The sequence below is a fragment of the Rhizobium pisi genome (assembly GCF_003938655.1).
In the GTDB taxonomy this organism is placed as follows: Bacteria; Pseudomonadota; Alphaproteobacteria; order Rhizobiales; family Rhizobiaceae; genus Rhizobium; species Rhizobium pisi.
In genome coordinates, this window is record NZ_RJJT01000003.1 from 1 (window position 1) to 23970 (window position 23970).

At 61.3% G+C, this 23970-nt stretch carries 28 protein-coding genes; 11 read left to right on the top strand and 17 right to left on the bottom strand.

Annotation, left to right across the window (positions count from 1 at the left end):
- The 4 genes from EFD55_RS04530 to EFD55_RS04545 all read right to left on the bottom strand — a co-directional run.
- The coding region (locus EFD55_RS04530) for a transposase (RefSeq protein ID WP_502362131.1) at positions 1-194 on the bottom strand (194 nt) is incomplete at its 3' end.
- 98 nt (positions 195-292) lie between these two features.
- A complete protein-coding gene (locus EFD55_RS04535; RefSeq protein WP_125843432.1) occupies positions 293-754 on the bottom strand; it encodes a BA14K family protein in 462 nt (153 codons plus the stop codon).
- Between the two features lie 149 nt (positions 755-903).
- A complete protein-coding gene (locus EFD55_RS04540; protein ID WP_003561293.1) occupies positions 904-1119 on the bottom strand; it encodes a cold-shock protein in 216 nt (71 codons plus the stop codon).
- Positions 1120-1604: 485 nt separating this feature from the next.
- Entirely contained in the window at positions 1605-2495 is an 891-nt protein-coding gene (locus EFD55_RS04545; RefSeq protein WP_125843433.1) for a DMT family transporter, read from the bottom strand.
- 100 nt (positions 2496-2595) lie between these two features.
- On the opposite strand from EFD55_RS04545, the gene EFD55_RS04550 reads away from it, so the two are divergent.
- Complete coding sequence (locus EFD55_RS04550; RefSeq protein WP_125843435.1) at positions 2596-3060, top strand: DUF3052 domain-containing protein; 465 nt, start codon at positions 2596-2598, stop codon at positions 3058-3060.
- Positions 3061-3064: 4 nt separating this feature from the next.
- Here EFD55_RS04550 and EFD55_RS04555 read toward each other — a convergent pair whose 3' ends face one another.
- From EFD55_RS04555 to EFD55_RS04565, 3 genes are read right to left on the bottom strand one after another with little or no spacing between them, the layout of a single operon-like run.
- Positions 3065-4207, bottom strand: a complete 1143-nt coding sequence (locus EFD55_RS04555; RefSeq protein ID WP_125843436.1) for a PQQ-dependent sugar dehydrogenase — start codon at positions 4205-4207, stop codon at positions 3065-3067.
- Positions 4208-4266: 59 nt separating this feature from the next.
- Positions 4267-5040 (bottom strand): class GN sortase, encoded by a 774-nt coding sequence (locus tag EFD55_RS04560; RefSeq protein WP_125843437.1) that lies wholly within the window; start codon positions 5038-5040, stop codon positions 4267-4269.
- Positions 5030-7384, bottom strand: coding sequence for a marine proteobacterial sortase target protein (locus EFD55_RS04565; protein WP_125843438.1), 2355 nt, complete (start codon positions 7382-7384; stop codon positions 5030-5032). Before EFD55_RS04565 ends, EFD55_RS04560 begins: the two co-directional genes overlap by 11 nt.
- A gap of 384 nt (positions 7385-7768) precedes the next feature.
- Between EFD55_RS04565 and EFD55_RS04570 the strand changes: the two genes are divergently transcribed.
- The 6 genes from EFD55_RS04570 to EFD55_RS04595 all read left to right on the top strand — a co-directional run bounded on the left by EFD55_RS04570 (position 7769) and on the right by EFD55_RS04595 (position 12516).
- Positions 7769-8971, top strand: coding sequence for a pyridoxal phosphate-dependent aminotransferase (locus tag EFD55_RS04570; RefSeq protein ID WP_125843439.1), 1203 nt, complete (start codon positions 7769-7771; stop codon positions 8969-8971).
- 97 nt (positions 8972-9068) lie between these two features.
- Complete coding sequence (locus tag EFD55_RS04575) at positions 9069-9329, top strand: type II toxin-antitoxin system Phd/YefM family antitoxin (RefSeq protein WP_125843764.1); 261 nt, start codon at positions 9069-9071, stop codon at positions 9327-9329.
- A gap of 2 nt (positions 9330-9331) precedes the next feature.
- Complete coding sequence (locus EFD55_RS04580; RefSeq protein WP_125843765.1) at positions 9332-9718, top strand: type II toxin-antitoxin system VapC family toxin; 387 nt, start codon at positions 9332-9334, stop codon at positions 9716-9718.
- Between the two features lie 181 nt (positions 9719-9899).
- Positions 9900-10805, top strand: coding sequence for a glycosyltransferase family 8 protein (locus EFD55_RS04585; protein WP_125843440.1), 906 nt, complete (start codon positions 9900-9902; stop codon positions 10803-10805).
- A gap of 47 nt (positions 10806-10852) precedes the next feature.
- Positions 10853-11722 (top strand): 3-deoxy-manno-octulosonate cytidylyltransferase, encoded by an 870-nt coding sequence (locus EFD55_RS04590; RefSeq protein ID WP_125843441.1) that lies wholly within the window; start codon positions 10853-10855, stop codon positions 11720-11722.
- Between the two features lie 104 nt (positions 11723-11826).
- Positions 11827-12516 (top strand): glycosyltransferase family protein, encoded by a 690-nt coding sequence (locus EFD55_RS04595; RefSeq protein WP_125843442.1) that lies wholly within the window; start codon positions 11827-11829, stop codon positions 12514-12516.
- 98 nt (positions 12517-12614) lie between these two features.
- Here the strand turns inward: EFD55_RS04595 and EFD55_RS04600 are convergent, their stop codons facing one another.
- Entirely contained in the window at positions 12615-12764 is a 150-nt protein-coding gene (locus tag EFD55_RS04600) for a hypothetical protein (RefSeq protein ID WP_245438391.1), read from the bottom strand.
- 231 nt (positions 12765-12995) lie between these two features.
- Between EFD55_RS04600 and EFD55_RS04605 the strand changes: the two genes are divergently transcribed.
- On the top strand, positions 12996-13277 hold the full coding sequence (locus tag EFD55_RS04605; protein WP_125843443.1) for a DUF2188 domain-containing protein: 282 nt from the start codon (positions 12996-12998) through the stop codon (positions 13275-13277).
- A gap of 105 nt (positions 13278-13382) precedes the next feature.
- Here EFD55_RS04605 and EFD55_RS04610 read toward each other — a convergent pair whose 3' ends face one another.
- Positions 13383-13892 carry a GrpB family protein gene (locus EFD55_RS04610; RefSeq protein WP_125843444.1) on the bottom strand — a complete coding sequence of 170 codons (510 nt, stop codon included), beginning with the start codon at positions 13890-13892 and terminating at the stop codon, positions 13383-13385.
- Positions 13893-13954: 62 nt separating this feature from the next.
- Positions 13955-14851: a LysR family transcriptional regulator gene (locus EFD55_RS04615; protein WP_125843445.1), complete on the bottom strand. Its 897-nt coding sequence runs from the start codon at positions 14849-14851 to the stop codon at positions 13955-13957.
- A gap of 91 nt (positions 14852-14942) precedes the next feature.
- Here EFD55_RS04615 and EFD55_RS04620 point away from each other — a divergent pair, with 91 nt between their 5' ends.
- Positions 14943-15965 carry an NAD-dependent epimerase/dehydratase family protein gene (locus EFD55_RS04620; RefSeq protein ID WP_125843446.1) on the top strand — a complete coding sequence of 341 codons (1023 nt, stop codon included), beginning with the start codon at positions 14943-14945 and terminating at the stop codon, positions 15963-15965.
- On the opposite strand, the gene EFD55_RS04625 is transcribed toward EFD55_RS04620, so the two are convergent.
- The 4 genes from EFD55_RS04625 to EFD55_RS04640 all read right to left on the bottom strand — a co-directional run bounded on the left by EFD55_RS04625 (position 15962) and on the right by EFD55_RS04640 (position 19451).
- A complete protein-coding gene (locus EFD55_RS04625; protein ID WP_125843447.1) occupies positions 15962-16762 on the bottom strand; it encodes an aminoglycoside phosphotransferase family protein in 801 nt (266 codons plus the stop codon). The two genes, EFD55_RS04620 and EFD55_RS04625, sit on opposite strands and share 4 nt — an antisense overlap.
- 77 nt (positions 16763-16839) lie before the next feature.
- Positions 16840-17964 (bottom strand): alkene reductase, encoded by a 1125-nt coding sequence (locus EFD55_RS04630; RefSeq protein WP_125843448.1) that lies wholly within the window; start codon positions 17962-17964, stop codon positions 16840-16842.
- Positions 17965-17989: 25 nt separating this feature from the next.
- A complete protein-coding gene (locus EFD55_RS04635; RefSeq protein ID WP_125843449.1) occupies positions 17990-19156 on the bottom strand; it encodes an MFS transporter in 1167 nt (388 codons plus the stop codon).
- Between the two features lies 1 nt (position 19157).
- Entirely contained in the window at positions 19158-19451 is a 294-nt protein-coding gene (locus EFD55_RS04640) for an ArsR/SmtB family transcription factor (RefSeq protein WP_125843450.1), read from the bottom strand.
- 154 nt (positions 19452-19605) lie between these two features.
- Between EFD55_RS04640 and EFD55_RS04645 the strand changes: the two genes are divergently transcribed.
- A complete protein-coding gene (locus EFD55_RS04645; protein WP_125843451.1) occupies positions 19606-19977 on the top strand; it encodes a hypothetical protein in 372 nt (123 codons plus the stop codon).
- Between the two features lie 26 nt (positions 19978-20003).
- Here the strand turns inward: EFD55_RS04645 and EFD55_RS04650 are convergent, their stop codons facing one another.
- Both EFD55_RS04650 and trxB read right to left on the bottom strand, forming a co-directional pair.
- Entirely contained in the window at positions 20004-20900 is an 897-nt protein-coding gene (locus EFD55_RS04650; RefSeq protein WP_004671024.1) for a LysR family transcriptional regulator VtlR, read from the bottom strand.
- Between the two features lie 22 nt (positions 20901-20922).
- Positions 20923-21897: a thioredoxin-disulfide reductase gene (gene trxB, locus EFD55_RS04655; RefSeq protein WP_125843452.1), complete on the bottom strand. Its 975-nt coding sequence runs from the start codon at positions 21895-21897 to the stop codon at positions 20923-20925.
- 231 nt (positions 21898-22128) lie between these two features.
- Between trxB and EFD55_RS04660 the strand changes: the two genes are divergently transcribed.
- Positions 22129-22596 carry an Lrp/AsnC family transcriptional regulator gene (locus EFD55_RS04660; RefSeq protein ID WP_125843453.1) on the top strand — a complete coding sequence of 156 codons (468 nt, stop codon included), beginning with the start codon at positions 22129-22131 and terminating at the stop codon, positions 22594-22596.
- 23 nt (positions 22597-22619) lie between these two features.
- Here EFD55_RS04660 and EFD55_RS04665 read toward each other — a convergent pair whose 3' ends face one another.
- The gene (locus tag EFD55_RS04665) at positions 22620-23966 is read right to left on the bottom strand and encodes a sigma-54-dependent transcriptional regulator (protein WP_125843454.1); all 1347 of its coding nucleotides are present in this window, start codon (positions 23964-23966) and stop codon (positions 22620-22622) included.
- Positions 23967-23970 lie beyond the last annotated feature (4 nt).

The following is a 23970-nucleotide window of genomic DNA, read 5'->3' on the forward strand; positions in this document are numbered from 1 at the left end:
AGCGCCTTGAACATCAAGGTCGGATCGAGCGGTGGGCGGCCGTTGTCGGCGCAATAAAGCCCCGCAACGCGATCGTGGATGAAGGAAAAGTCGATCACCGCGTCGATCTTGCGAAGCAGGTGATCCTTCGGCACCAGGCTATCGAGCGTCACCATCTCAAGAGCCGTCTGGGTGGGGGCAGGTTTCTTCAACATGTCCCAATGAATCATAAACCCCTGGACGGTGCCAGGGGTTTGTCAGCAGTCTGAGCGCCGCTCGGAAGCGGCGCTTTGTATCAGGGATCGCTGAGCGATCAGCCGGCGGTGCAGAAATGGCTGCGGCCGTCACCGCCGATATAGGTGCCGCTGCGCGGGTCGAAGGAGCGGTAGCGGTAGGAGCAGTAACGCTCCCATTGCGGCGACCAGGGCTCGACCGCCGTGCGGACCGGCGCATAATACCGCGGCTGCTCGACGTATTGCGGCTGCTCGACATAGACGCGGCGCGGCGCGCGGTAGACCGGGGCGGGCTCGTAATATCCGGGCTGATAGGGCGGGTCGATGTAGCGAGGCTCATCGTAGACAGGACCGTTGTTGGCATTGGCGATCGCCGAGCCGACGATCAAGCCCGTGGCGAGGCCGACTGCGCCGCCGACAAGGGCGTCGTTGCGGTCATGATGGCGCCAATGATGGTCGCCGGCCGATGCCTCGCCGATGGCGGAGAGGGTGAGCGCGGCAGCCGTTGCCGTCAGAAGAAGAGTTTTGGCGAGCCTGTTCATAAGCGTAAAGTCCTAATCCCCGGGAACCGAACGCCGGTTCCTTCTCGATGGTGTTAGTACTAAAGATTTATAGCTGAACGAAGGCTGAACGACAAAACCCGGCATCGCTGCCGGGCTTCAACTCGAAATTCGACAGCCTTGTTAAGGGCTCAGCCTGCAATCTGCAGATTGACGGCCTTGGGGCCCTTGCCGCGGCGATCCGGCTCCGTGTCGAAGCTTACCTTCTGATTTTCCGTCAGACCGGCCAGCCCGGAGGCCTGAACGGCAGAAATGTGAACGAAGATATCGGCGCCGCCCCGGTCCGGCTTAATGAAGCCGAAGCCTTTGTCGGTATTGAAGAACTTTACAGTGCCAGTCTCTGCCATGCCTCAGGTCCTTTTCTCTCTGCCCGCCATCCACACGGGCAGCATCATAGCATTGCCTCCTTGCGGGAGGTGTTGGCAGGCAATTCTTGAAATGTGAGAAAAAGGTCCCCTCTACCTCGGCCTGTTCCAGGCAGAACTTTCGCCTGCCTTTTCGGAACCGGCTGACCGGGATATTAGCGTTCCCGGCGCGCAAATACTTAAGGACTTCCCATGCTCGCAAAATGCCCGAACGAGCCGAGAGTGCTGCGTTTAAAGGCTTTTGGCAAGCAAAAGTTTTTTAATGGATCCTTTCGGGCGCACCTCCGCCGATGCCGAATTTTCGCAAAAACGCAAAATTTCCTCCTCGAATAGGGAATGATTAACGTTTTATATCGTCTGCAATGTAAGTTCCGAGCAGATTTTGCCAAAAATGCAACGTAAACGCGCTTTTGAGGTCCGCTAAAATTTTTTTCGAATCCGGCACTCACCCATATTTGGACGCGTGTTCAGCCGGCCACTACGCGTCGGCGGGTGAATCCCGGCACGAGCTCGACTACAAGCATAGCGATAAACATTAGCGCACAACCTGTATAGCCGGTGGCCGGCATCGTCTCGCCGAGCAGGAGGGCTGCGAGCGATGCGCCGAAGAGCGCTTCGGACGAGAGGAAGATCGCCGCCTGCGAAGGCGTGGTGTAACGCTGGGCGATCACCTGCAGCACGAAGGCCAGGCCGGAGGAGAAGATGCCGACATAGAGTATCTCAGGTGCCGCGTCCGATATGGCCGAAAGGCTGATCGGTTCGACAGCTGCGGCAATGGCCAGCGCGCAGGCTGCGGTGACGGCGAATTGCACGGCGGAGAGGGCAAGCGGCCTTCCGGTCTCGGAGACCGTGGTGCCGGCAAGGGTAATCTGGATCGCCCAGAAGACGGCGCAGACGACGGTCAGGAAATCGCCTACCGTCAATGCCGAGAGATGGCCGCCGGACAGAAGATAGATGCCGCCGACAGCCATCAGCGCACCCGGCCAGATGATCCAATGTGGTGCACGGCGCAGGAAGAATACGGCAATGAGCGGCACGAACACGACATAGAGGCCGGTGATGAAGCTGGAATTCGTCACCGATGTCGTCTGCAGGCCCATCTGCTGCGTGGCTGCGCCGCTGAAAAGGGCAAAGCCGGTCAGGATATAGAGTTTTGCATGGCGCGCGCTTGTCTTCACCTTTGCTTTGCCAGCTTCGAAGACAACGAAAGGCAGCACGGCCAATGTGGCGACGGCGAAACGCAAGGCGATGAACCAGAAGGGACCGATCGCCTTCATTGCCGTCGATTGCGCGACGAAGCCGCCGCCCCAGATGGCGGCTGCAAGCAACAGGAGAAGGTTCGCCTGAACGCGCGTCATGTCGATCCTCGATCGGGAAGGGAGATATGCCCGAGCGGTTAGCAGTTGCGTTTCCTCGAGGCAAGGGCGAAGACTTCACGCCTGACGACGGAGGCGAGGCATGCGACGTGAAGAACGGGCCGGCGATACGACAACGCCGAGCACGGCAGGCTATTCCGGTACGCCGCTCGCGAGGAAGCTCGGCCTTGTGCGCGGGCAAGTGGCCGCACTTCTCGGCGTTCCCAAAATGATCGAAGACATCAATGGCTTCGATGGTTTTGCTTCGGTCGTCCACGCGCTTCCCGAGATGCCGCAGCGGGTCTTCGATTATGTGCATCTATTCGCAACTGAGCGCGCGGCACTGGAAGCGGTAGCACCTGCGCTCTTCCGTGCCTTGAGGCCGGACGGCATGATCTGGATCTCCTGGCCGAAAAAGAGTTCACGCATGCCGACCGACATTACAGAGGACGTGCTTCGGGAAATCCTGCTGCCGACCGGTCTGGTCGACGTCAAAGTCTGCGCCGTCGACGAGGTCTGGTCCGGACTGAAATTCGTCATCCGCAAGGAATTGCGCGGCGCGTTGTGACCGCTCAACCGTTGTTGGCTTCGGCTCTGGAGATCCTGAGCAGCGCGCCGTTATCCTCGTCCGTCACCATCAGCAGCGCGCCGTCGGGCGCGACGATAACGTCGCGGATGCGGCCGTATTCGCCTTCGAACAGGCGCTCCTCGGCGACGAAGGCACCGCTTCCGTCACGCTGCATGCGCGAAAGCAGCTGAAATTTCAGCGCTGCGACGAGGAAATTGCCGTCCCATTCCGGGAACATGGCGCCGCGATAGACGACGAGCGCGCCGGGCGCGATCGAAGGGTCCCAATAATGCAACGGCTGCTCAAGCCCTTCCTTGGCGGTGCCTTCGCCAATCTCGGCGCCTGAATAGTCGCGGCCATAGGTGATGATCGGCCAGCCGTAATTCTTCCCGGCCTCGGGCTGGTTGATCTCGTCGCCGCCGCGCGCGCCGTGTTCGACGGTGTAGAGCTTGCCGTCCTTGGCATCGAAGGTGATGCCCTGCGGGTTGCGATGGCCCTTCGACCAGATTTCCGGCAGCGCCTTGCCGCCGTCCCTGAACGGATTGTCGGCGGGGATGCTGCCGTCGGCGTTGATGTGGATGATCGAGCCGGCATCGTCCTTCCAGTCCTGCGAGCGGTCGCGGTCGCCGCGATCGCCGACGCTGATGAACAGCGAGCCGTCGGGAGCGATCGCGATGCGCGAGCCGTATTGGATATTGCCCGGCGTAAAGCGCCGCATGGTGAAGACGGGCGTGACGGCCTCGAGCTGCTTTTCATCGGCGGAAAGTGTCGCGCTGAAGGCTTCGGTGCCGGAGCCCTGGCCGCTGGCGATGGCGGCGGTGAAATAGAGTATGCGAGATGTCGCAAAGTCCGGAGCGAGCGCCACGTCCATCAGGCCGCCCTGGCCGCGATCGCTCACCTTGGGCACGCCGCCGATCGGATCGGAGACCTTGCCGTCGCGGACGATGCGCATGCGGCCCGGCCGCTCAGTGACGAGATAGGCGCCATCGGGCAACACCTCGACCGCCCAGGGATGTTCGAGGCCGTCGGCGAGTTTTTCGACGCGGACGGTTGGACCCTGCGTGTTGACGGTATCGGCCGCATCAGCGGATGTGGCGGCGAACACGATCAGCGCCGCGGCGAAATGGAAGGCAGATGTTCTCTTCATTGGCTTCCCCGTCGTTTCTCCATGCGGAACGTGGAGCGGGCAAGGGAAGGCTTCAACCCTCATTCGGCCTGCAATAACGGCTTTGTGTTTACCGGTTGAACGGAGCCTGTCGCCTGGCTATCGACCAGTTCCGCTTCGACGATGTAGCGCAAGGGGCCGCGTTCGGTGGCGTTGAAGGGCCAGCAGGTGGTCAGCACCAGGTGGCGGCCGTCGGAGGCGGAATCGATGCCGCTGGCATCCCATGGAGCGATGCGGCCTTCGCCTGCCTTGAAGGTCAACACCTTGCCGTCGCGGCGGGTAACTTCGATCGCATCGCCCGGTCTTATATATTGCAGCCAGCGGAAATGCGTGTCGCGATGGGCCGCGATGACGGAGGTGCCTTCTTCGCCCGGCTGCGGCGTATTGGCGAGCCAGGCCGGACCGAAGGCCAGAGCTTCGCCGGAGGCGCCGGCGAGCACGATCGCCTCCTTGCCGAGGCGCGGTGCGCGCACCTTGGCTTCCGTGGTGAAATCCGCCCAGGGCCAGGGCTTTGTCCCTTCGCCACGCAGTTCGGCGGCGAAAGCGCGTTTCAGCAGGACCTGCGAGAGCTCCGCCTTCGCCTTCAGCAGGAAGCCGTCGCCGATCAGCGCCAGGCCGTAAAGGGCAAGGCCGGCGATGGCAAAGGCGATCGCCTGTTCGATCGGCGAAAGACGCCAGAGGAAGAAACCTTTCTTCGCCCGCTTCTTCGGCCTGTCGTCAGCCGTGGCGGCAGCCATGGCGAGTTCCAGATAGGTCGGAAGCGGCTCGAATTCGGCCGCTTCCTCATTCTGGCTTTCCGAGAGCCTAGAGACCATTGCGCTTGGCTCCGGCCGTGATCAGCCCCTTGAGGCGGCGGCGCCAGACGGCGAGCCCGCTTGCCGCCGTCAGCGCCAGCAGCAGCATGGTCAGCCCGCGCAGGATCTGCTCGTCGGCGCGCGTCGCCGTCTGCGGCAGGTTTACGGTCGAGCTCTTCTGAGCAACCAGTGTTGCGGCCTTTGCCGTCGGCGCTGCGGCCATCAGGTTTGCGATCTCCGGCGATGCGGCGAGTGCCGGTGTTCCCGCCGGCGTCGCCGAGCTATGGTCTTCTCCGCCGCCAAGAGGGGCAGCGTTTTCGCCGAAAACCTTATCGAAGTCCCAGCCCTCGGGCAGGTTGAGCGGCAGCTTCGGCGAACCAAGCGGCTGATCGGCCGGTCGCGAGGGGGTGACGTCGACAGCGACCAGGCTGGTGACGCGGGAGACGAGATGGTGGGCGAGCGCCACGGTCTCGATATCCTTGTCGAGCGCGGCCGGATCCTGGCGCTCATAGGCGCGGGCTTCGAAATCGTCGATCTTGCGCCGCGCCCAGAGCTTGGAGATGCCGTTGCCGTCGGCGGCATTGGCGATATCCATTTCGACGCGCCAGGGCTGATTGCCTGTCCTGCCGACGATCTGCAGCTTGCCGGCCGGCTTCTCCTGCGGCAGTTCCGCCGTCAGCACGACAGGCTCGCCGCTGTAGAGGTCGGGCATCGGGTTCGGCGTGATATCCTGAGCTTCGATGCCTTCGAAGGTCGCGGCGATATCGGTCATGGCGGGGTTCTGCAGCTTGGCGAAGAGCTCGCCCATGCGGCTTGCCACCTGATCGGTCGAGCCGATCTCGGTGAAGGTGCCCCGGCCGATCTCGGCAGCCTTGGTCATGAAATAGGTGTTCGGCGCCGAGCCGATGCCGACGGTAAAGACGCGGGCGTCGCCGCGGTTTGCCGTGATTTCCTGGAAAAGCTGCTGTTCGTTGCCGATCGCGCCATCCGTCAGGAACACGATCTGGCGCAGCGCTCCGCTTGCGACCGGTCCCTGATTGCGCAACGCATCCTCAAGGGCGGGCAGCATTTCCGTGCCGCCGTCGGCGGTCAGGCCCCTAACATAGGCGATGGCCCTTTCGCGGTTGTCCGGTGTCGCGGCGACGAGGCCCTTGAAATAATCGGTCATCGTATCGTCGAAACGGATGACGTTGAAGCGATCGTCGGGGCCGAGCTTGGAAATGGCAAGCGCCAGGCTCTGCCTTGCCTGCTCGATAGACTGACCGGACATGGAGCCGGAATTGTCGATGACGAAGACCACCTCGCGTTTTGCCGGCGGCATGGCCGCATCCGGCGTCGTGGGCGGGGTGACGAAGGCAAGCAGATAGGTCTTGCCATCAATCACTTCGCGGAAGAGGCCGGCACTCGGCATCTTGCCTGAAGCGGCCTTCCAGGTGAGTTCGAAGTCCTTGTCGGCGGGAACGGCGTTGCCCTTCAGGCTGATCGTCCTCGCCTGGTCGCCGTCCTGCCGGATATCGACTTCGTGGAAGGAGGATTTGACGTCGCCGAGCGGGAAGCCGGCTTTCAGATCGACGGTCAGGGAGAGTGGGTTGATCTTGGCGTTCTCGCGCGGATCGAGCACCGGGGCTTCAATCTTGTCGCGGTTTTCCACCGGATCGCGCGGCGTGGCGAAACCGGCGCCGTTGTTGAACTCGACGGTCTGGACGATCGGCGCCGGATTGTAGCGCGGGGCGACGACCATCGGGAAGCGCAGCGAGAACTCGTCGCCCGACTGGCGGACAGCCTGCTGATATTCGATCTGCACGACGATATCTTCGCCGGGGCCGATATTGGCGACCTGGTTGGTGAAGACGTTCGGCCGCTGCTGTTCGAGAAGCGCCGTCTTCTTGCCCTCGGCCTTGGCCTGTTCATAGATCTCGCGAGCCTCCTGGCGCGGCTTGATCTGGCCTTCGATGAAGCGCTCGCCGATCTGCATCTTCAGCGCATCGACGGCGGAATTGTCCGGCAGCGGGAAGACGTAGGTGCCTTCGACCCAACCATGGCTCGGGTTCCGGAAGCGCTGCGTCACCTTCACCCTGGCGATCGGGCCGGAAACATCGATTGCGACGTCGGTCTTCAGCCTCGGAGCCTCGACATAGAAGCCCGGCTCCTTCGACGGAAAGAGCAGCGAGCCGCTGTTGACGTCGTTCGGCCGGACCAGGGCCGCGAGCTGGCTGGATGCCTGCTGTGTCTCGGCGCGGGCGACAGAGGCAAGCCCCAGCATCGCGGCGATGCAGGCGGCAAAAGCGGTGATGGCGACAAAACATGAAATGGAGATCCGGCGCATGCGCATGCGCCCGATGGCAAACTCATCTTCCAGAAACATTGGCCTACCCTCAATAACCAATTTTGGATGCCGAATGATGCGGCTTCGATCTCGGCGCGCTCGCGACGGAATTGCGGCGGCGTGCGGCATTTGTTGCGGCTTATTCGTGGCGACGGCCGAATCCGACGATGCCTCTGATTTTAGGGGTAAAATTCCGATGGCTTCGGAAAGGGATTCAAGATCTGCACCTGGTGGTCGTGGACTGTGGCGCAAGCTTGCCGAGAGGGGACCGGCGTGCCGGCGGGCCGTGCGGCGAATTGATCAATAAGAATCATGTCGCCATGACGCCTTTACGCTTGAAATGCCGTCATACATTGGACATAGAGCTAACCGCAGAACTCCGGTCCCGGCTTTCTGCCCGTTTCAACCATTAGGACCGATATCATGGCCTTCCTTGCCGATGCTCTTTCCCGTGTGAAGCCTTCAGCCACCATCGCCGTTTCCCAGAAAGCGCGCGAGCTGAAAGCAAAAGGACGCGACGTCATCGGCCTCGGCGCGGGTGAGCCGGATTTCGATACGCCCGACAATATCAAGAAGGCCGCCATCGACGCGATCAACCGCGGCGAGACGAAGTACACGCCAGTTTCCGGCATCCCTGAGCTGCGCAAGGCGATCGCCGCCAAGTTCAAGCGCGAGAACGGCCTCGACTATTCCTGGGAACAGACGATCGTCGGCACCGGCGGCAAGCAGATCCTGTTCAACGCCTTCATGGCGACGCTGAACCCCGGCGACGAAGTCGTCATCCCGGCACCTTACTGGGTCTCCTATCCTGAGATGGTGGCGCTGTGCGGCGGCACGCCGGTTTTCGTTTCGGCCACCCAGGAGCATAACTTCAAGCTCCAGCCGGCCGATCTCGAAAAGGCGATCACGCCGAAGACCAAGTGGTTCGTCTTCAACTCGCCGTCCAACCCGACGGGTGCTGCCTATACGCACGCCGAGCTGAAGGCGCTGACCGACGTGCTGATGAAGCATCCGCATGTCTGGGTGCTGACGGATGATATGTACGAGCACCTGACCTACGGCGACTTCAAGTTCGCCACGCCCGTCGAAGTCGAGCCGCAGCTCTACGACCGCACGCTGACGATGAACGGCGTCTCCAAGGCCTATGCGATGACCGGCTGGCGTATCGGCTATGCGGCAGGCCCGCTCCAGCTCATCAAGGCGATGGACATGATCCAGGGACAGCAGACCTCGGGCGCGACGTCGATCGCCCAGTGGGCGGCTGTCGAAGCGCTGAACGGCACGCAGGACTTCATTCCTGAAAACAAGAAGATCTTCGAAGGTCGCCGCGATCTCGTCGTTTCCATGCTGAACCAGGCCAAGGGCATCGTCTGCCCGGTGCCGGAAGGCGCCTTCTACGTCTATCCGTCCTGCAAGGGCCTGATCGGCAAGACGGCTCCGTCGGGCAAGGTCATCGAGACGGACGAAGACTTCGTTTCCGAGCTGCTGGAATCCGAAGGCGTCGCCGTCGTTCACGGCTCGGCCTTCGGCCTCGGCCCGAACTTCCGCATCTCCTATGCGACCTCGGAAGAGCTTCTCGAGGAAGCCTGCCGCCGCATCCAGCGCTTCTGCGGCGCCTGCAAGTAAGCGTGGGGTAATATCTATCGAAGGCCTGCCGGTGACGGTGGGCCTTTTTGTTTGCGCGGCGTTGACGGTGTGGCTGCATGTGGCTACATTTGATGTCATGAAGACCGTTTCGATCCGCGATGCGAAGAACCGCCTGACCGAGCTTGCCCGCGAGGTGGAGGCAGGCGAGACCATTGTGGTCACGCGGAACGGCCGGCCGGTGTTCGATCTCGTGCCGCATCAGAAGCGTGGCGGTTTGAATCTGGAGGCTGGCGAAGCCTATCTTCGTTCCAAGGGTATAACGAGGACGGAGATGTATATTGCCGACGACTTCGACGATCCTTTGCCGGAAGATTTCCTTCTCAAGCCATTGCCGTGACCATGCGCGTGCTGCTCGACACGCATATGGTCATCGCAATCGTCCAGCGAAAGCTGAAGGACCGTTTTCCTGACGTCCAGCATGTGCTTTTGGACGCGGCGACCGAAGGCTTCGTTAGCGTCGCCAGCCTTTGGGAAATCGCGATCAAGACACGACTCGGCAAATTGCAGCCGGGACTAGCCCTGGAGATCATTCCACCCTACCTGCAGGGGACCGGGCTGACGATCCTTTCCATCGATATCCCGCACGTCATCACCGCCGCCGACCCGGAGCCCGAGACGCGCGATCCCATTGACCGGCTGCTGCTGGCCCAGTGCAAGGTCGAGGGGCTGCAGCTTGCGACGGTCGACCGGCTGCTCGTCGATCATCCGCTTGCATTGCGGCTCTGATCTCACATCCCGATTCAACAGGCTGAGCATTCGATTCCGCTTTGCCTCGCAAGTCATTGAAATCCGATTCAAAACGTGACGAGGAGCGGCGGTTCGCCAGGTGATCTGCGGTTGCGGGCGGACGTCAAACCAACTAGATATCCGGCATCAAGTTTAAGTCGCCATTTCGGGAGGCCGAGTTTTGCAGCAGAGTGCCGTTATCGTATGTTCGGATGTCAACATGTTGCCGGCCGCCTGCTGTACCCTGCTTTCCGTCAAGCGCAACCTCGCAGTCTCTCCCGTGGAGTTCCTGCTTCTCGGCATCGACCTTAAGCCGAAGGAGATCGCCGAGGTCGAAAACTTCGCGCGGGTGCACGACATGGCAATCAAGGTGCTGCCTTACAATACGCCGGATGCGGCGCGGCAGACGCGGGGGCGCTGGTCCATGGCGACGCTGGCGCGACTTTATATGGATCTGCATGTGCCCGCTCATGTCGAGCGCCTGCTTTATCTCGACGCCGACGTGCTCGCGGTGGCGCCTCTCGACGAACTCTTCACAAGGGATCTGCAAGGAAAGGCGCTTGCCGCAGTCGATGATTACATCATGGCCTTTCCGGAGAAATCCGGCGCACGGCAGCGCAAGATCGGCATGCGCGAGGGTGGCCGTTACTTCAATGCCGGTGTGCTGCTCTTCGACTGGTCGGCCTGCCGGGCGAGGGGGCTTTTCGCCAGGACGCGGGAGACATTCGAGGAGCGGTCGCATCTTTTCCAGTACAATGACCAGGATGTGCTGAACGTCACTTTCGACGGCGACTGGCTGGTGCTCGATCTGCGCTTCAACACGCAGACGGGGCTCCTGCCTTTCGTCCGCCGGCCGGCGATCCTCCATTTCACCGGAAGAAGGAAACCATGGCAGGCGACCGTTCCCTGGGTGCACCGGCGGATGGCCAGGCGTTACGTCGAGGATCTCCGCGATACGCCATGGGCCTCCTTCTGCAAGCAGCCGTCGATGACACGCCGCATCGGTGGTTTCTTCACGTATCTGGGAAAGCGGATCAGCGGACGGACGCGGTTTGCCCAGACGCGCGCCTATTTCGGCAACAGCTAGTGCGGCGGGCAGAGCGCATCGTCCTTGGAAAGTGCATGTGAGCCGATATGGAAACAATCCCCAGCAACACGCAGACCATGATCGCCCCGGACGGCGGCCTCAATTTCCTGGCGCCGGATGCGTGGAAGGCGCTGCTGTCGCGCTATTCCCATATCGTGCTGGTGGCAAATAGTGAGGCGGTCGATTTCGAGCGGCTACGCAGCGAATTGCCGGTAACTGCGCTCTACGTCTTCTTCAACAAGGTCTACAAGGTGCTCGACGAACCGTTCGTCGGCAATGCCGTGCTGGTCGCCCGCAGCGGTGTGATGGGCGCCAATATCGTGCATAGGCGCGAAGTGACGGATGTCCTGCGTTTCTTTGGCGGCGACGATTTCCTGGGAATCGTCAACGTTCGCGTCGCTGCGGAGGAAAATTTCAGCGAGGAGAGCCGCTTCGAAGGCGCCAAAACCCGTCACCTTGATCTGACGCAAATACTCGGCGATCTCTATCCGGTAGGCAGGATTGCGACGAGCGGCTTTGCGCTGGCATTGTGGCTCGCCGACCTGCAGCTGCCGGGCAAGATCGTACTTGCCGGTTTTTCGGCAAAGAGGAGCGAGAAGTGGAAGGTCTTCGACGTGCACGACTGGACATTCGAGCAGATCTTCCTGCGTCTCTTTGCCAGAATGGGCACGATCTCGATGATGGGCGGCGTCGATGCCAGCCCCTATTCGGCGCTTGCCAAACGGTTTCCACAAGTGCCGCCGGTCGAGATTGCGATGACGGCGGCCGAAGTCTTATCGGAGCGGCTCGACAATGCGAACGGCCAGATCGACAGGCTCATGTCCGTCACCAAATCCATCCGCGCCATCGAGAATTTCTTCCGGCGCTTCAAGCCGAAAACCCGCAAGCAGCGGTTCCTCGAAAAGTCCAAGGAATGACTGTCTCAGGCCCTCGCCGACGGGCGCGGGCTGGCAAGAATGCTGTTTCGAAGATCGGTTCAACTCTTTATAACGCTCACGACCGTGGGCCATCGAGGTAGAAAATGGAACAACAGACCGTCAGGATTTTCGTGGGATTCGATTCCAAGGAAGTCGTCGCCTATCACGTCCTCGCGCAGAGCATCATCGAGAAGTCGTCGATCCCGGTCGAGTTCTCGCCGATCGTGCTTTCCAATCTCGGCGGGCTCTTCACCCGCGAGCGCAATGCGCTGCAATCGACGGAGTTCTCCTTCTCGCGCTTCCTGACGCCCTATCTCAGCGGCTATGAGGGCTGGAGCATCTTCATGGATTGCGACATGCTGATGCGCACTGACATCGCCGAGCTTTGGGCCCTGCGCGACGATCGCTACGCCGCCATGTGCGTCAAGCACGACTACCAGCCGAAGATCGAGACGAAGTTCCTCGGCCAGACGCAGACCAAATATGAAAAGAAGAACTGGTCGAGCTTCATCCTGTTCAACAATGACAAATGCCGGGCGCTGACGCCTGACTTCGTCAATACGGCGACCGGTCTGCAGCTGCATCAGTTCAAGTGGCTTGAAAATGATGACCTGATCGGCGAACTGCCGGTGACCTGGAACTACCTCGTCAACGAATACGACTACCGCGAAGACGCAAAGAATGTGCACTTCACCGACGGCGGGCCGTATTTCGATGAATACAAGAACGACGACTATGCCGAAGAGTGGTTCGCGGCCCGCGAACGCATGCTCTTCGTCCAGCAGCGCGCCTAAGCAGCCTGCTCTTTCTCTCCCTTCCCCGCTGGGGAAGGGAAGCCCTCAAAGCCCAACCACCGTCAGCATGACGAAGGTGGCGAAGAGGATGAAATGCGTCATGCCATCATGATGGCGAGGGCGGCGGCAATCAACGCGACGCTGCTCCGCATCTCCATTACCGCGTGTTCAAAGAGATAGGCGATCGTCGCAACGACACGTGCGGCGAGCAGAAACTTTTCCCCTTTAAAGCGCGACGCGATCCTCAACCCCCAGCTCCGATCCCGATTTATGTCCTTTATCTAAGTCACTGATTTTGCGTGTAGAGCAAGTCACGGTCCGGTCCTATTTGCAGTCTTCGGCGTTTAATGGAATACTGCACGCCATCGGGGCCGGAAAGCAGATCGCGGCGTCCTCGAATTCTTGTAAAGCGGCCGCGATGATCCGGACCCTGTCCGGAAGCGTGCGAATGCGCAACAAGAGGATGAGGAGTCGGATGCATGATCAAGGTGGTCTACGAAGTCGTGCCGCATGACGGCGGCTGGGCCTACAGGCTGGGAGGCGTCTACTCCGAAGCATTCCCGACCCATGCCGAGGCGCTCGAAGCTGCGCGCATCGTTGCGGACGAACAGCAGGTCGGCGGCGATTCCGCCGAGATCAGTTGGCAGGACGAGAACGGTAAATGGCATGAGGAATATGCCGAAGGCGGCGACCGGCCGGAAACCGAAGTGGTGGACGGAATGTGGCAGAATCGCGGGGCCGGGGCCTCACAAAGCGTCTGACACCAAAGCGCGGCGCGATCTTTCAGCTTCGCCTGCCACGCTTCTGGTCGTCGATTTTCGCATGTCCCCGTGGCAAAACCGCTGCACGCTTTTGCTCGATATGCTTTAGCCATTGCCCGCCCGCGCGACGATCGCGTCGACGAATTCGCGCTTCTCCGCGGTGTAGCGATCGCCGTCCATCCGGAATTCAACTGCCAGCCTGCGCTTGAGCGCGGCATAATCGGCCGCCGCCTGCGGATGCGCGATGAGATAATCCCGGAAAGCCAGCCTGTTTCGATGCGTGCCGTTGCCGGCCGGGCAAAGGTAGACCCGTTCCGCCGGCTCGGCGCCTCTCGATAAAAACGCCCAGACCTCGTCGTCATAGCGGTTGCCGCGCGGCTCGTAGTCTTGCGAGAGAAGCACACGTGTCGCATCCTCGATGTGTCCGAGGCCGGGAAGAACGATGTCGATATCGATGAGCGGCTTGGCCGCCATTCCCGGTATGGAGGTGCTGCCGATGTGATCTATGGAGAGCGCGTTCGGCAGCAAGGCCAGCAGCCTGGCGCGGATGTTCCGGAAGGCCTGCGGCCATTGCGGATCGTAGCTCACAAGTTCAACCGGCTTTTGCATCGTCATCTCCACCCCAGCGAGTGGGATTAGCGCATGATTCTTGCCGGATATCGATTCCGATTTTTGCGTCAGGTGCCTGTGGAATAGCGGTGGTAGTCCTGGAGACCCTTGACCAGCGCGTCGAAGGTGACGCGGCAGCGCGGGGAGGTTTTCAGGCTCTCATGCATCGCCACCCATGTGCCAAGGGGGATGTTGAACGCCTCGGGCAGGATATGAATCAGATCGGGGTTTTCCCGCGCAAGCCCGGTCTGGCAGATGCCGATGCCGACGCCGGCGCGGATGGCGGACAGCTGGGCGAGATTGCTGTCGGAACGAAAGGCGAAATTGATGTCAGGCATCGAATAACGGCTGATCATCAGGCGGATATAGGCCGTTTGCCGGTCGAAGCCGATGAGGCGGTGCCTTGCAAGATCGGCAAGGGTCTCCGGCAAGCCGTGGCGCTCGATATAGCGACGATGGGCGTGGAAGCCGAGCGGAAGATCGCCGATCCGACGCACGACGAGCGCATCCTGCCGGGGCTCGGCCATGCGCACGGCGATATCGGCTTCACGATTGAGAAGGTCCTCGATCGCATCGGACGCCGACAGTTCGATCTGGAGTTCCGGATAGGTCTCCTGCAGCGGCCCGAGGATGCGCGGCAGGATCTCGACGCCGACGATCTCGCTGGCGCTGACCCTGACGGTGCCCGCCACGCTCTCGCGCTGGCCGGATGCCGTCCGCAAAAGTGCTGCCGTGGTTGCGGCGAGCGTTTCGGCATAGGGCTTCAGTGCCAGTGCGGTGTCGGTCGGCAGCAGGCCGTTCGGCGAGCGGGTGAAAAGTTCGGCGCCAATTGCTTCTTCCAGCGCGTCGACATGGCGGCCTATGGTCGGCTGGGTCAATCCGAGTTCGCGGGCGGCGGCCGAAAGCGAACCTTGCTGCAGCACGGTCAGAAAACTGCGGTAGAAATCCCAACTCAGCTCGCTCATATATTTTTGTATATCAGGCGCACTTATTTAGTCAATTTTGTTTATCAGGCGCAGATGGCATCATGCCTTCATTCAATCGAAGGAGATGATCATGAGCAGCGACATGAATAAGACGGCACTCGTTCTCGGTGCCACCGGCGGTATCGGCGGGGCGGTCGCCCGCAAGCTTGCCGAGCGCGGCTGGCAAATCCGAGCGCTAAACCGCAATGCCGCCAAGGCATCCCGAAGCCAGCCGGCATTCGAATGGGTGCAGGGCGACGCCATGAATTCAGGTGACGTGCTGAAGGCGGCGGAGGGCGCCAGCCTGATCGTCCACGCCGTCAACCCGCCCGGCTATCGCGACTGGGAAAAGCTGGTGCTGCCGATGGTCGACAATACCATCGCGGCAGCCCGAAGCGTGGGTGCCCGCATCGTACTGCCCGGCACGGTCTATAATTTCGGTCCCGATGTCCTCCCGATGCCGACGGAGGAAAGTGCCCAGCATCCGGTGACCAAGAAGGGAGCGATCCGCGTCGAGATGGAGAAGCGGTTGAAGGCTGCGTCACAGTCCGGCGTCGGCGTCATCATTGTTCGCGCCGGCGATTTCTTCGGTCCAGGCACGACATCAAACAGTTGGTTCTCATCGGCCATGGTTACACCGGGCAAGCCGGTCGCCGCGATCAAGAACCCGGCACGACGCGGCATCGGTCATCAGTGGGCCTATCTGCCCGACGTGGCCGAAACCATGGTCCAGTTGATCGCGCGGGCCGATCAACTGCCGCCCTTCGCCGTCTATCATATGGAGGGCTTCTGGGATGCTGACGGCATGCAGATGGCCGAAGCGATCAAGCGCGTGGCTGGCGGCAAGGCCAAGATCGTCGGCTTCCCCTGGTGGATCGTGCCGCTTGCCGCGCCCTTTATGCCGATCATGCGGGAGATCAAGGAGATGCGCTATCTCTGGAAGGTGCCGCTCAGGATGCAAAACAGCAAGTTGACGGCCGAACTCGGCAAGGAGCCGCACACGCCGATCGACGAGGCGGTGAGGGCCTCGCTTGTGGCGCTCGGCTACCTGCCGGAGCCGCATCAAGGCGCGGCATCGACTTTCATCGGGCATTCGCTGAAGGATGCGGGTTAGTTATCAAGCTCGGCCAGCGCGATCCGGGCCACCGTCAAGGCTTTCTCTGCCTGCTCGATGTTCGGATCGCCAAGGAACCAGGCGGCGGAAAGGCCGGAATAGGCGGCGATCCATTGCAGCAGCCGTTTCGGCTCGAGCTCGGCCTCCGCCGAGACGACGGCGAGCTGGCGGCGGAAGCGAGCCGGATCGGTGATCGTCGGCAACTCCTCATTGGCGAAGATATTGGCGAAATCGAATCCGCGCTCGCCGTGGAGCCGCTTCGGATCGATCGCCAGCCAGCCGCGCGCTTCAAAATCAAGGATATTTTCGTGATGAATATCGCCGTGGAGGACGGCGAGGTCGCGCGGATCGGCAAGCAGGGCGTTGGCGATCGCCGAGCAATCGGAAAGCGTGCCGCCGTGTTTGGCGGCGGCCGGTTCGAGATCGCGGAGCCAGCGGCTGAGGGGCGCGGGATCGGGAAGCGGTTTTTCACGCGGCGCATGCAGCCGTGCGGCAGTGCGGCACAGGATGCGGCTTGCTTCATCGTCCTCACCGTCCATCGCCATGGTAAGCAGCGAGCGTTTTCCCATCGCTCTTTCCAACAGCACGGCGTCGTCCTCACGGGCGTAGACATGGGCTGCGCCGTCACCATCCCACCATTGCATCAGCAGCGCGCCATATCGTTCGTCGATATCGGCAGCCACCTTCAACATGGCAGGCTTACCCTGCCAGAGGACCGGCAGCAGGTGGCTCGAATGGGTTATGATAGGCTCGCCGTCTGAGATGAGCGACCAGCGATGGAGATGGGAATCAAACATGGCGGCACACTACAAAGCTGCATCGAAAATGGAAATCCCGCCTTTCGGCGGGAATTCTCGGTTCGTATCCTGAAGGTTCAGGCAACCTTTTCGAGGGTGGGATAGTCGATATAGCCCTTGGCGGTGCCGCCGTAGAAGGTCGACTGGTCGGGCGTGTTGAGAGGCAGCTTCTTTGCCAGCCGTTCGACGAGATCGGGATTGGCGATGAAGGGCTTGCCGAAGGCGACGAGGTCGGCACGGCCGCTTTCAACGGCGTCGACCGCCAGGTTGCGATCGTAGCCGTTGTTGACCATCCAACTGGCCTTGCCGCCGGCCTTTTCATAAGTCTGGCGCAGCGCCTTGTAGTCGAAGGAAGGGTTGTCGCCCTGTCGATAATCGCGGTCGCCGCCCGTCTGGCCTTCGATGACGTGGAGATAGGCGAGGTCGTATCTGGCCAGGCCTTCGACGACGCGGGTGAAGGTTGCCTGCGGATTGGAATCGTAGCTTTCGCCTGACGGCGTCACCGGCGAGATGCGGATTGCGGTGCGACCCGCGCCGATTTCCTTCACGACGGCGTCGACGACTTCGAAGGTCAAACGGGTGCGGTTTTCGATCGAACCGCCATATTGGTCGGTGCGGTCGTTGACGCCGTCGCGGATGAACTGATCGAGCAGGTAGCCGTTGGCGCCATGGATCTCGACACCGTCAAAGCCGGCATCGATCGCCGCACGGGCAGCCTTGCGGTAGTCCTCGACGATGCCGGGGATTTCGGCGGTTTCGAGCGCGCGCGGCTCGGAGGTGTCGGCAAAGCTGCCGGTGCCGTCGGCGTTGACCAGATAGGTCTTGGCCTTGGCGACGCGGTTGGTCGAGGAGACCGGCTTGGCGTCGTTCGGCTGCAGCGTCGTGTGCGAGATCCGGCCGACATGCCACATCTGCACGACGATCCTGCCGCCGCCAGCGTGAACGGCGTCGGTCACGCGCTTCCAGCCATCGAGGGCCTCTTTGCTATAGAGGCCGGGCACGTTGGCGTAACCCTGGCCCTGATGGGTGATCGCGGTCGCTTCGGTGATGATCAGGCCGGCAGAGGCGCGCTGGCGGTAATATTCGACGTTGAGGTCGTTCGGAATCGCGCCCGGCGAGCGGTTGCGGGTGAGCGGCGCCATGACGATGCGGTTCCTGACTGTGATATCGCCAACTTTGGCGGGGTCGAAAAGCTTGGCCATGATAGTCCTTTCTTTTGCGGGAAGATCACTCGGCAGGGGCAAGGGCGGCCCGGCCCCTGGCGGAGAGATAGGTGAGCGCCGTCGCGCCAAGGCCGATCAGGGCCATCAAGGCTGCGGCGAGCGGAACGCGGGTGAGATCGAAGCCGGCGTCGATGACCAGGCCACCTGCCCAGGCACCCAGCGCATTTCCGGTGTTGAAGGCGCCGATGTTGATCGTCGAGACGAGGTTCGGGGCATCCTTGCCGAAGCCGACGACGCCGACCTGAAGCGCCGGCACGGCGGCAAAGCTTGCCAGCGCCCAGAGGAAGAGGGTGATTTCAGCCGGGATCAAGAAGCGGCTCGTATAGCTGAAGGCGATCGAGGTGACGGCGATCGCCACGAAGACACCGGCAAGCGTCGCGCCGAGCCGCCAGTCGGCAAGCTTGCCGCCGACAAGGTTGCCGACAGTCAACCCGAGGCCGATCAGAAACAGCGTCCAGGTGACGCCTTCCGGCGAAACGCCGGTCACATCCCGCAGGAGCGGTGCGATATAGGTGAAGAGGGTAAACATCGAGGCGGCGAAGAAGACGGTGGTGGAGAGCGCCAGCCACAGGCCGCCATTTCTGAGCGCGGCGATCTCGCGCAGGATGCTGCCGTTTTCCTGCTGCCTGTCCTTCGGCAGGACGGCGATCAGGCCCGATATGGTGACGATGCCGATGACGGTGACGACACCGAAGGTGGCGCGCCAGCCATAGGCCTGGCCGATCGCGGTGCCGAGCGGCACGCCAAGGACGTTGGCGAGCGTCAGCCCGGTGAACATGAGCGCGACGGCGCGAGCCTTGCGGTCTTCCGCGACGAGGCCGGCGGCGACGACCGAGCCGATGCCGAAGAAGGCGCCATGGCAGAGCGCAGTGACGATGCGCGCGATCATCAAGACCCAATAATCGCTCGCGAGAGCGCAAAGCAGGTTGCCGACGATGAAGAAGGCCATCAGTGCGATCAACGCGGTGCGGCGTTTCAGCTTCGCGGTCAAAACGGCCATCACGGGTGCGCCGATGGCGACTGCCAGCGCATAACCGGTAACCAGCCACCCGGCCTGAGGAATGGTCACCTGGAGATCGGCGGCGACCTCCGGCAGAAGGCCCATGATGACGAATTCGGTGGTGCCTATCGCAAAGGAGCTCAAGGCAAGAACGAGAAGGGAAAGCGGCATGTCATAGATCCTGTGTCAGCTGCTTCAGGAAAGCGGCGATCGTTTCTTCGTTGCGCTTGTAGAAGATCCACTGGCCGACGCGTTTGGTGGTGACGAGGCCGGCGCGGTGCAGCGTTCCCAAATGGGCGGAGACCGTCGACTGCGACAGGCCGCAGCGCTCGAACTGGCTGGCACAGACACCCATTTCGAAAGGGTGTTCCTGCGAGGGGAAGTGTTCCTCAGGATTTTTCAGCCAACTCAGAATGTCCATCCGTGCGGGATGGGCGAGGGCTTTGATGATTTCGTCTTTATCCATCGTCATTCGCCGAACTATAAATCGTATTTAGCCGATATATGGATCGGTAGGTGTCGATATGCAAATCACGGAGATGTGAGGCGGCGGGTTTTGCTGAGTGAGCAAATTTTAGGCAAAAAAAGAGGGCCGCTGGAAAACCAGGGCCCTTATAATTGTGAAGGTCAAAAACCTCCAGAGGGGAACAGCTAATGCGGTGGTACTGGGAGAGAAACCACAAAATGCATCAGCTGGAATGGATATGGTGCTTCCTTGTGCAGGTTTCAATGCTTTTTTGTGCATGTCTGCTATGCGCCGCACAATTTTTTTGCGATGCGGCATTTATCGAGGAGGCAAGGCAAAAAAAGAGGGCCACTGGAAAACCAGGGCCCTTATAAGTGTGAAGGTCAAAAACCTCCAGAGGGGAACAGCTAATGCGGTGGAACTGGGAGGAAAAGCCACCATGTGCATCAGCTATGTGCGATATGGTCGTTTAATGGGCAAACAACAACCCTTTTTTGTGCATGCCAGTCATGCGCCTTCTGCATAGTTGCAATTTATTCCATAAAACCGGGATCAAAAGTTCCAGTTTCTGGCCTTGCTGACGATGAAATCTCGGAAGGCCTTCAACTTGGCGGCGTTCTTGATTTCGTCGGGATAGCAGAAATAAGTATCGAAAGAGGGGACATCGGCGTTGATCGCCAGCTGAATCAGGCCCGGGTCGCGGCCGACGATGTAATCCGGCAGGCAGGCGACGCCGATGCCGAGCAGGCAGGCCCGCTTGATCGAGGTCTGGCTGTTGATCTGCAGATGCGGGATGCGCTTGTTGTCGGACGAGCGACCGGCGACCTCAAGCCAGTTGACGTCGAGCAGGTAGCTCGGTGCCGGCTCGCCGAAGGTGATGATGCGGTGATTGTCGAGATCCTCGATCTTCTGCGGTTCGCCGTGGCGGTTGATATAGGAAGGCGCCGCATAGACGTGCATGTGCACGGTGAAGAGCTTGCGCTGGATGAGGTCGGACTGCTGAGGCTGGCGCAGGCGGATCGCGCAGTCGGCATGGCGCATGTTCACATCCACTTCCTCGTTGTCGAGGATGAGCTGGATCTGCACATCGGGATAGAGCTGCAGGAATTCCTGGATCTTGTCGGTCAGCCAGCCCTGGCCGAGGCCGACGGTCGTCGTGACGCGCAGCTTGCCGGACGGCGTCTCGGTCGTCTCGGTGAGCTGCATCTTCACGGTTTCGAGCTTCAGCAGCACGTCATGGGCGGTGCGGTAAAGCAGTTCGCCCTGTTCCGTCAGGATCAGGCCGCGCGCATGGCGGTGAAATAGCTTGGTGCCGACATCCTGCTCCAGCGCGCTTACCTGACGGCTGATGGCGGATTGGGACAGATGCAGTTTATCTGCCGCATGCGTGAACGAACCCGCCTCGGCCGCTGCGTGAAAAATACGCAGCTTGTCCCAATCCAATGGCATTCCCCCGCCTCTCATGCCGGTCTTACTCCGCGGCCACGGCGACGGGCATGTGGCCCGTCAGGTATCGTTCGGCTTCAAGCGCTGCCATGCATCCCATGCCGGCGGCGGTGATTGCCTGGCGGAACGTATCGTCCGTGACGTCGCCGGCGGCATAGACCCCCTCCAGGCTGGTCGCGGTCGAATCGGGCGCCGTCCAGAGATAGCCATTGTCCTTCAGCTTCAATCTGTCCTTGAAAAGCTCGGTTGCCGGGGCATGGCCGATCGCGACGAAGACGCCGTCGATCGCCATTTCCGTGATGGCGCCCGTGCGCGTGTCGCGCAGGCGCGCGCCGGAAACGGATTGCGGCATCGGGGGCTTGGCCGGCGTACCAGTGATTTCGGCCACCTCGGTGTTCCACAGCACCTTGACGTTTTCCTTGGAGAACAGGCGTTCCTGCAGGATCTTCTCCGCCCGGAAGAAATCGCGACGATGCACCAATGTGACCGATTTGGCGATATTGGAGAGATAAAGAGCCTCCTCGACGGCGCTGTTGCCGCCGCCGACTACGATCACGTCCTTGTTGCGATAGAAGAAACCGTCGCAGGTGGCGCAGGCCGAGACGCCGAAGCCCTGGAAATGCTGTTCACTCTCGATGCCGAGCCACTTGGCCTTGGCGCCCGTGGCGATGATCAAAGTATCTGCTGTCCAGACCTGGCCGCTGTCGGTGCGGGCGACGAAGGGACGCTGGTTCATATCGACTTCGGTCACGAGGTCGTTGACGATCTCGGCGCCGACATGTTTGGCCTGCTGCAGCATCTGCTCCATCAGCCAGGGACCCTGGATCGGATCGGCAAAGCCCGGATAATTCTCGACGTCGGTGGTAATCATCAGCTGGCCGCCCTGTTCGAGACCGGCGATCAGAACCGGTTTCAGCATGGCGCGCGCGGCATAGACCGCGGCGGTATAGCCGGCGGGTCCGGAACCGATGATGAGCACCTTCGTGTGGCGGGCAGGCATGTCATTTCCTTTCGACTGGCAGGAGAGCGGCGGCTAGGTGGCGATTGCGGCCGTTTCGCGGTCCATGCGCCATTTATGAACGTCCAATGCTATTATTCAAGGGCAGCCTTGCATTACCAACAAGGCAAATCTTCCTGTTGTGCAAGAATCCGTCATCACAGTGAAACTTTCTTGCGTATTCCGCGGCTTTATATAGAAGCTCGCCGCGGAGAATTAAAGAAAGGCAATGATGTGGGGCGGACGGAACTCGACGTCATCGACATAAAGATCCTCCGGGAGCTGCAGGCCGACGGCCGCATGACCAACGTGGAGCTCGCCGACCGGGTCGGCATCTCGGCGCCGCCGTGCCTCCGCCGGGTGCGCAAGCTCGAGGAAGCGGGGGTCATCGAGGGCTATCACGCGATGCTGAACAGCCCGAAGCTCGGCTTCGACCTCGTCGCCTTCTGCATGGTCGGCCTCAAGCACCAATCGGAAGGCAACCTCAAGGCCTTTGCCGCCGCCACCACCGAATGGCCGCTCGTGCGCCAGGCCTGGATGGTCTCGGGCGACAGCGATTTCCTGCTGCATTGCGTGGCGGAAAACCTCACCAGCTTCCAGGATTTCGTCATCGAGGTGCTGACGGCGAACGAGCACGTGGATACGGTGCGCACCATGCTGACGATCCGGCAGGTGAAGAAGCTGGGACTGGTGGAAGTCTGAACGGCCACGGACCTTGATCGCCGCTACTTGCGCGAGGCATAGCCGCCGCGGTTGATGCCGTGGCGCTGGAGCTTGTCGTAGAAGGTCTTCCTGGGAATGCCGAGCGCCTCGATGGTGCGGCGCACGTCGCCGTCATTGGCCGACAGAGCGTCGCGAATGATCTCCGCCTCATAACGTTCCAGCCGTTCGGGAAGCGTGCCGCCCGCCGGCGGTTGAGGAACTACTGCCGGTCCACGGCCTTCGACGCCGAGCACCACGCGTTCGGCATAATGGGAAAGCTCGCGGACATTGCCCGGCCAGGCATGTGCGGCGAGATGGCGTCGCACATCGGGCGAAAGCTCGGGCACATCGCGGCGGAAGCGCTCGGCGGCGCGAGCGGCGAAATGAGAAAACAACAGCGGAATATCGTCGCGGCGTTCTCTCAGCGGCGGAATGGAGATCGTCACGACGTTCAGCCGGTAATAGAGATCCTCGCGAAAATCGCCGCGCACATCGGGATCTCCGAGGTCGATCTTGGCAGCAGCGACCACGCGCAGATCGACCGGGCGCACCTCGTTGGTGCCGAGCGGCGTGATTTCACGCATTTCCAGCACCCTCAGCATCTTAACCTGCGTGGCGACGGGCATGCTCTCGATCTCGTCGAGGAAAAGCGTGCCGCCGCTTGCGTGTTCGATGCGGCCTGTACGGCGCTTCTGGGCACCGGTAAAGGCGCCGGCCTCGTGGCCGAAGAGCTCGCTTTCGATGACGGTTTCGGGGAGCGCCCCGCAGTTCAGCGCCACGAAATTACCCTTCCGGCGCCGGCTCCACTGGTGCAGGATCTGGGCGACGACTTCCTTGCCGCTGCCGGTTTCGCCGGCGACTAGCACGTCCACATCGGTATCAGCGATGTGGCGAAGAATGTTTCTCAGGTTTTCCATGACCGGCGTCTGGCCGATCAGGGGCAAGGTTTCCTGCGCATTTTCGGCCGCCCTGCGCAACATGCGATTTTCCAGAACGAGCCGTCGTTTTTCGCTCGCGCGGCGCACGCTTTGGACGAGCCGGTCGGCGGCGAAGGGTTTGGCGATGAAATCATAGGCGCCGTCCTGGATGGCCTGGACGGCCATGGGAATATCGCCGTGGCCGGTCATCAAAATCACCGGCAGGTCTGCATCCATGCCCTTGAGCGTGGCGAAGAACTGCAGCCCATCGATTTCGGGCATGCGGATATCGGTGACGACGGGGCCGGCAAAATCCGCCGGCAGGTCCGCCAGCGCGGCTTTCGCGCCGTCATAGGCTGAAACGGAAAAGCCGGCGAGTTCGAGCGTCTGGGCGGTGGCGCGGCGCAAATCCTTGTCGTCGTCGATCAGCGCAACGGGGCTTAGTGTGTCCATGATC

Coding starts and splice junctions, on each gene's coding strand:
- EFD55_RS04535 (WP_125843432.1), bottom strand. CDS start 754: ATGAACAGGCTCGCCAAAACTCTTCTTCTGACGGCAACGGCTGCCGCG.
- EFD55_RS04540 (WP_003561293.1), bottom strand. CDS start 1,119: ATGGCAGAGACTGGCACTGTAAAGTTCTTCAATACCGACAAAGGCTTC.
- EFD55_RS04545 (WP_125843433.1), bottom strand. CDS start 2,495: ATGACGCGCGTTCAGGCGAACCTTCTCCTGTTGCTTGCAGCCGCCATC.
- EFD55_RS04550 (WP_125843435.1), top strand. CDS start 2,596: ATGCGACGTGAAGAACGGGCCGGCGATACGACAACGCCGAGCACGGCA.
- EFD55_RS04555 (WP_125843436.1), bottom strand. CDS start 4,207: ATGAAGAGAACATCTGCCTTCCATTTCGCCGCGGCGCTGATCGTGTTC.
- EFD55_RS04560 (WP_125843437.1), bottom strand. CDS start 5,040: ATGGTCTCTAGGCTCTCGGAAAGCCAGAATGAGGAAGCGGCCGAATTC.
- EFD55_RS04565 (WP_125843438.1), bottom strand. CDS start 7,384: ATGTTTCTGGAAGATGAGTTTGCCATCGGGCGCATGCGCATGCGCCGG.
- EFD55_RS04570 (WP_125843439.1), top strand. CDS start 7,769: ATGGCCTTCCTTGCCGATGCTCTTTCCCGTGTGAAGCCTTCAGCCACC.
- EFD55_RS04575 (WP_125843764.1), top strand. CDS start 9,069: ATGAAGACCGTTTCGATCCGCGATGCGAAGAACCGCCTGACCGAGCTT.
- EFD55_RS04580 (WP_125843765.1), top strand. CDS start 9,332: ATGCGCGTGCTGCTCGACACGCATATGGTCATCGCAATCGTCCAGCGA.
- EFD55_RS04590 (WP_125843441.1), top strand. CDS start 10,853: ATGGAAACAATCCCCAGCAACACGCAGACCATGATCGCCCCGGACGGC.
- EFD55_RS04595 (WP_125843442.1), top strand. CDS start 11,827: ATGGAACAACAGACCGTCAGGATTTTCGTGGGATTCGATTCCAAGGAA.
- EFD55_RS04605 (WP_125843443.1), top strand. CDS start 12,996: ATGATCAAGGTGGTCTACGAAGTCGTGCCGCATGACGGCGGCTGGGCC.
- EFD55_RS04610 (WP_125843444.1), bottom strand. CDS start 13,892: ATGACGATGCAAAAGCCGGTTGAACTTGTGAGCTACGATCCGCAATGG.
- EFD55_RS04615 (WP_125843445.1), bottom strand. CDS start 14,851: ATGAGCGAGCTGAGTTGGGATTTCTACCGCAGTTTTCTGACCGTGCTG.
- EFD55_RS04620 (WP_125843446.1), top strand. CDS start 14,943: ATGAGCAGCGACATGAATAAGACGGCACTCGTTCTCGGTGCCACCGGC.
- EFD55_RS04625 (WP_125843447.1), bottom strand. CDS start 16,762: ATGTTTGATTCCCATCTCCATCGCTGGTCGCTCATCTCAGACGGCGAG.
- EFD55_RS04630 (WP_125843448.1), bottom strand. CDS start 17,964: ATGGCCAAGCTTTTCGACCCCGCCAAAGTTGGCGATATCACAGTCAGG.
- EFD55_RS04635 (WP_125843449.1), bottom strand. CDS start 19,156: ATGCCGCTTTCCCTTCTCGTTCTTGCCTTGAGCTCCTTTGCGATAGGC.
- EFD55_RS04640 (WP_125843450.1), bottom strand. CDS start 19,451: ATGGATAAAGACGAAATCATCAAAGCCCTCGCCCATCCCGCACGGATG.
- EFD55_RS04650 (WP_004671024.1), bottom strand. CDS start 20,900: ATGCCATTGGATTGGGACAAGCTGCGTATTTTTCACGCAGCGGCCGAG.
- trxB (WP_125843452.1), bottom strand. CDS start 21,897: ATGCCTGCCCGCCACACGAAGGTGCTCATCATCGGTTCCGGACCCGCC.
- EFD55_RS04665 (WP_125843454.1), bottom strand. CDS start 23,966: ATGGACACACTAAGCCCCGTTGCGCTGATCGACGACGACAAGGATTTG.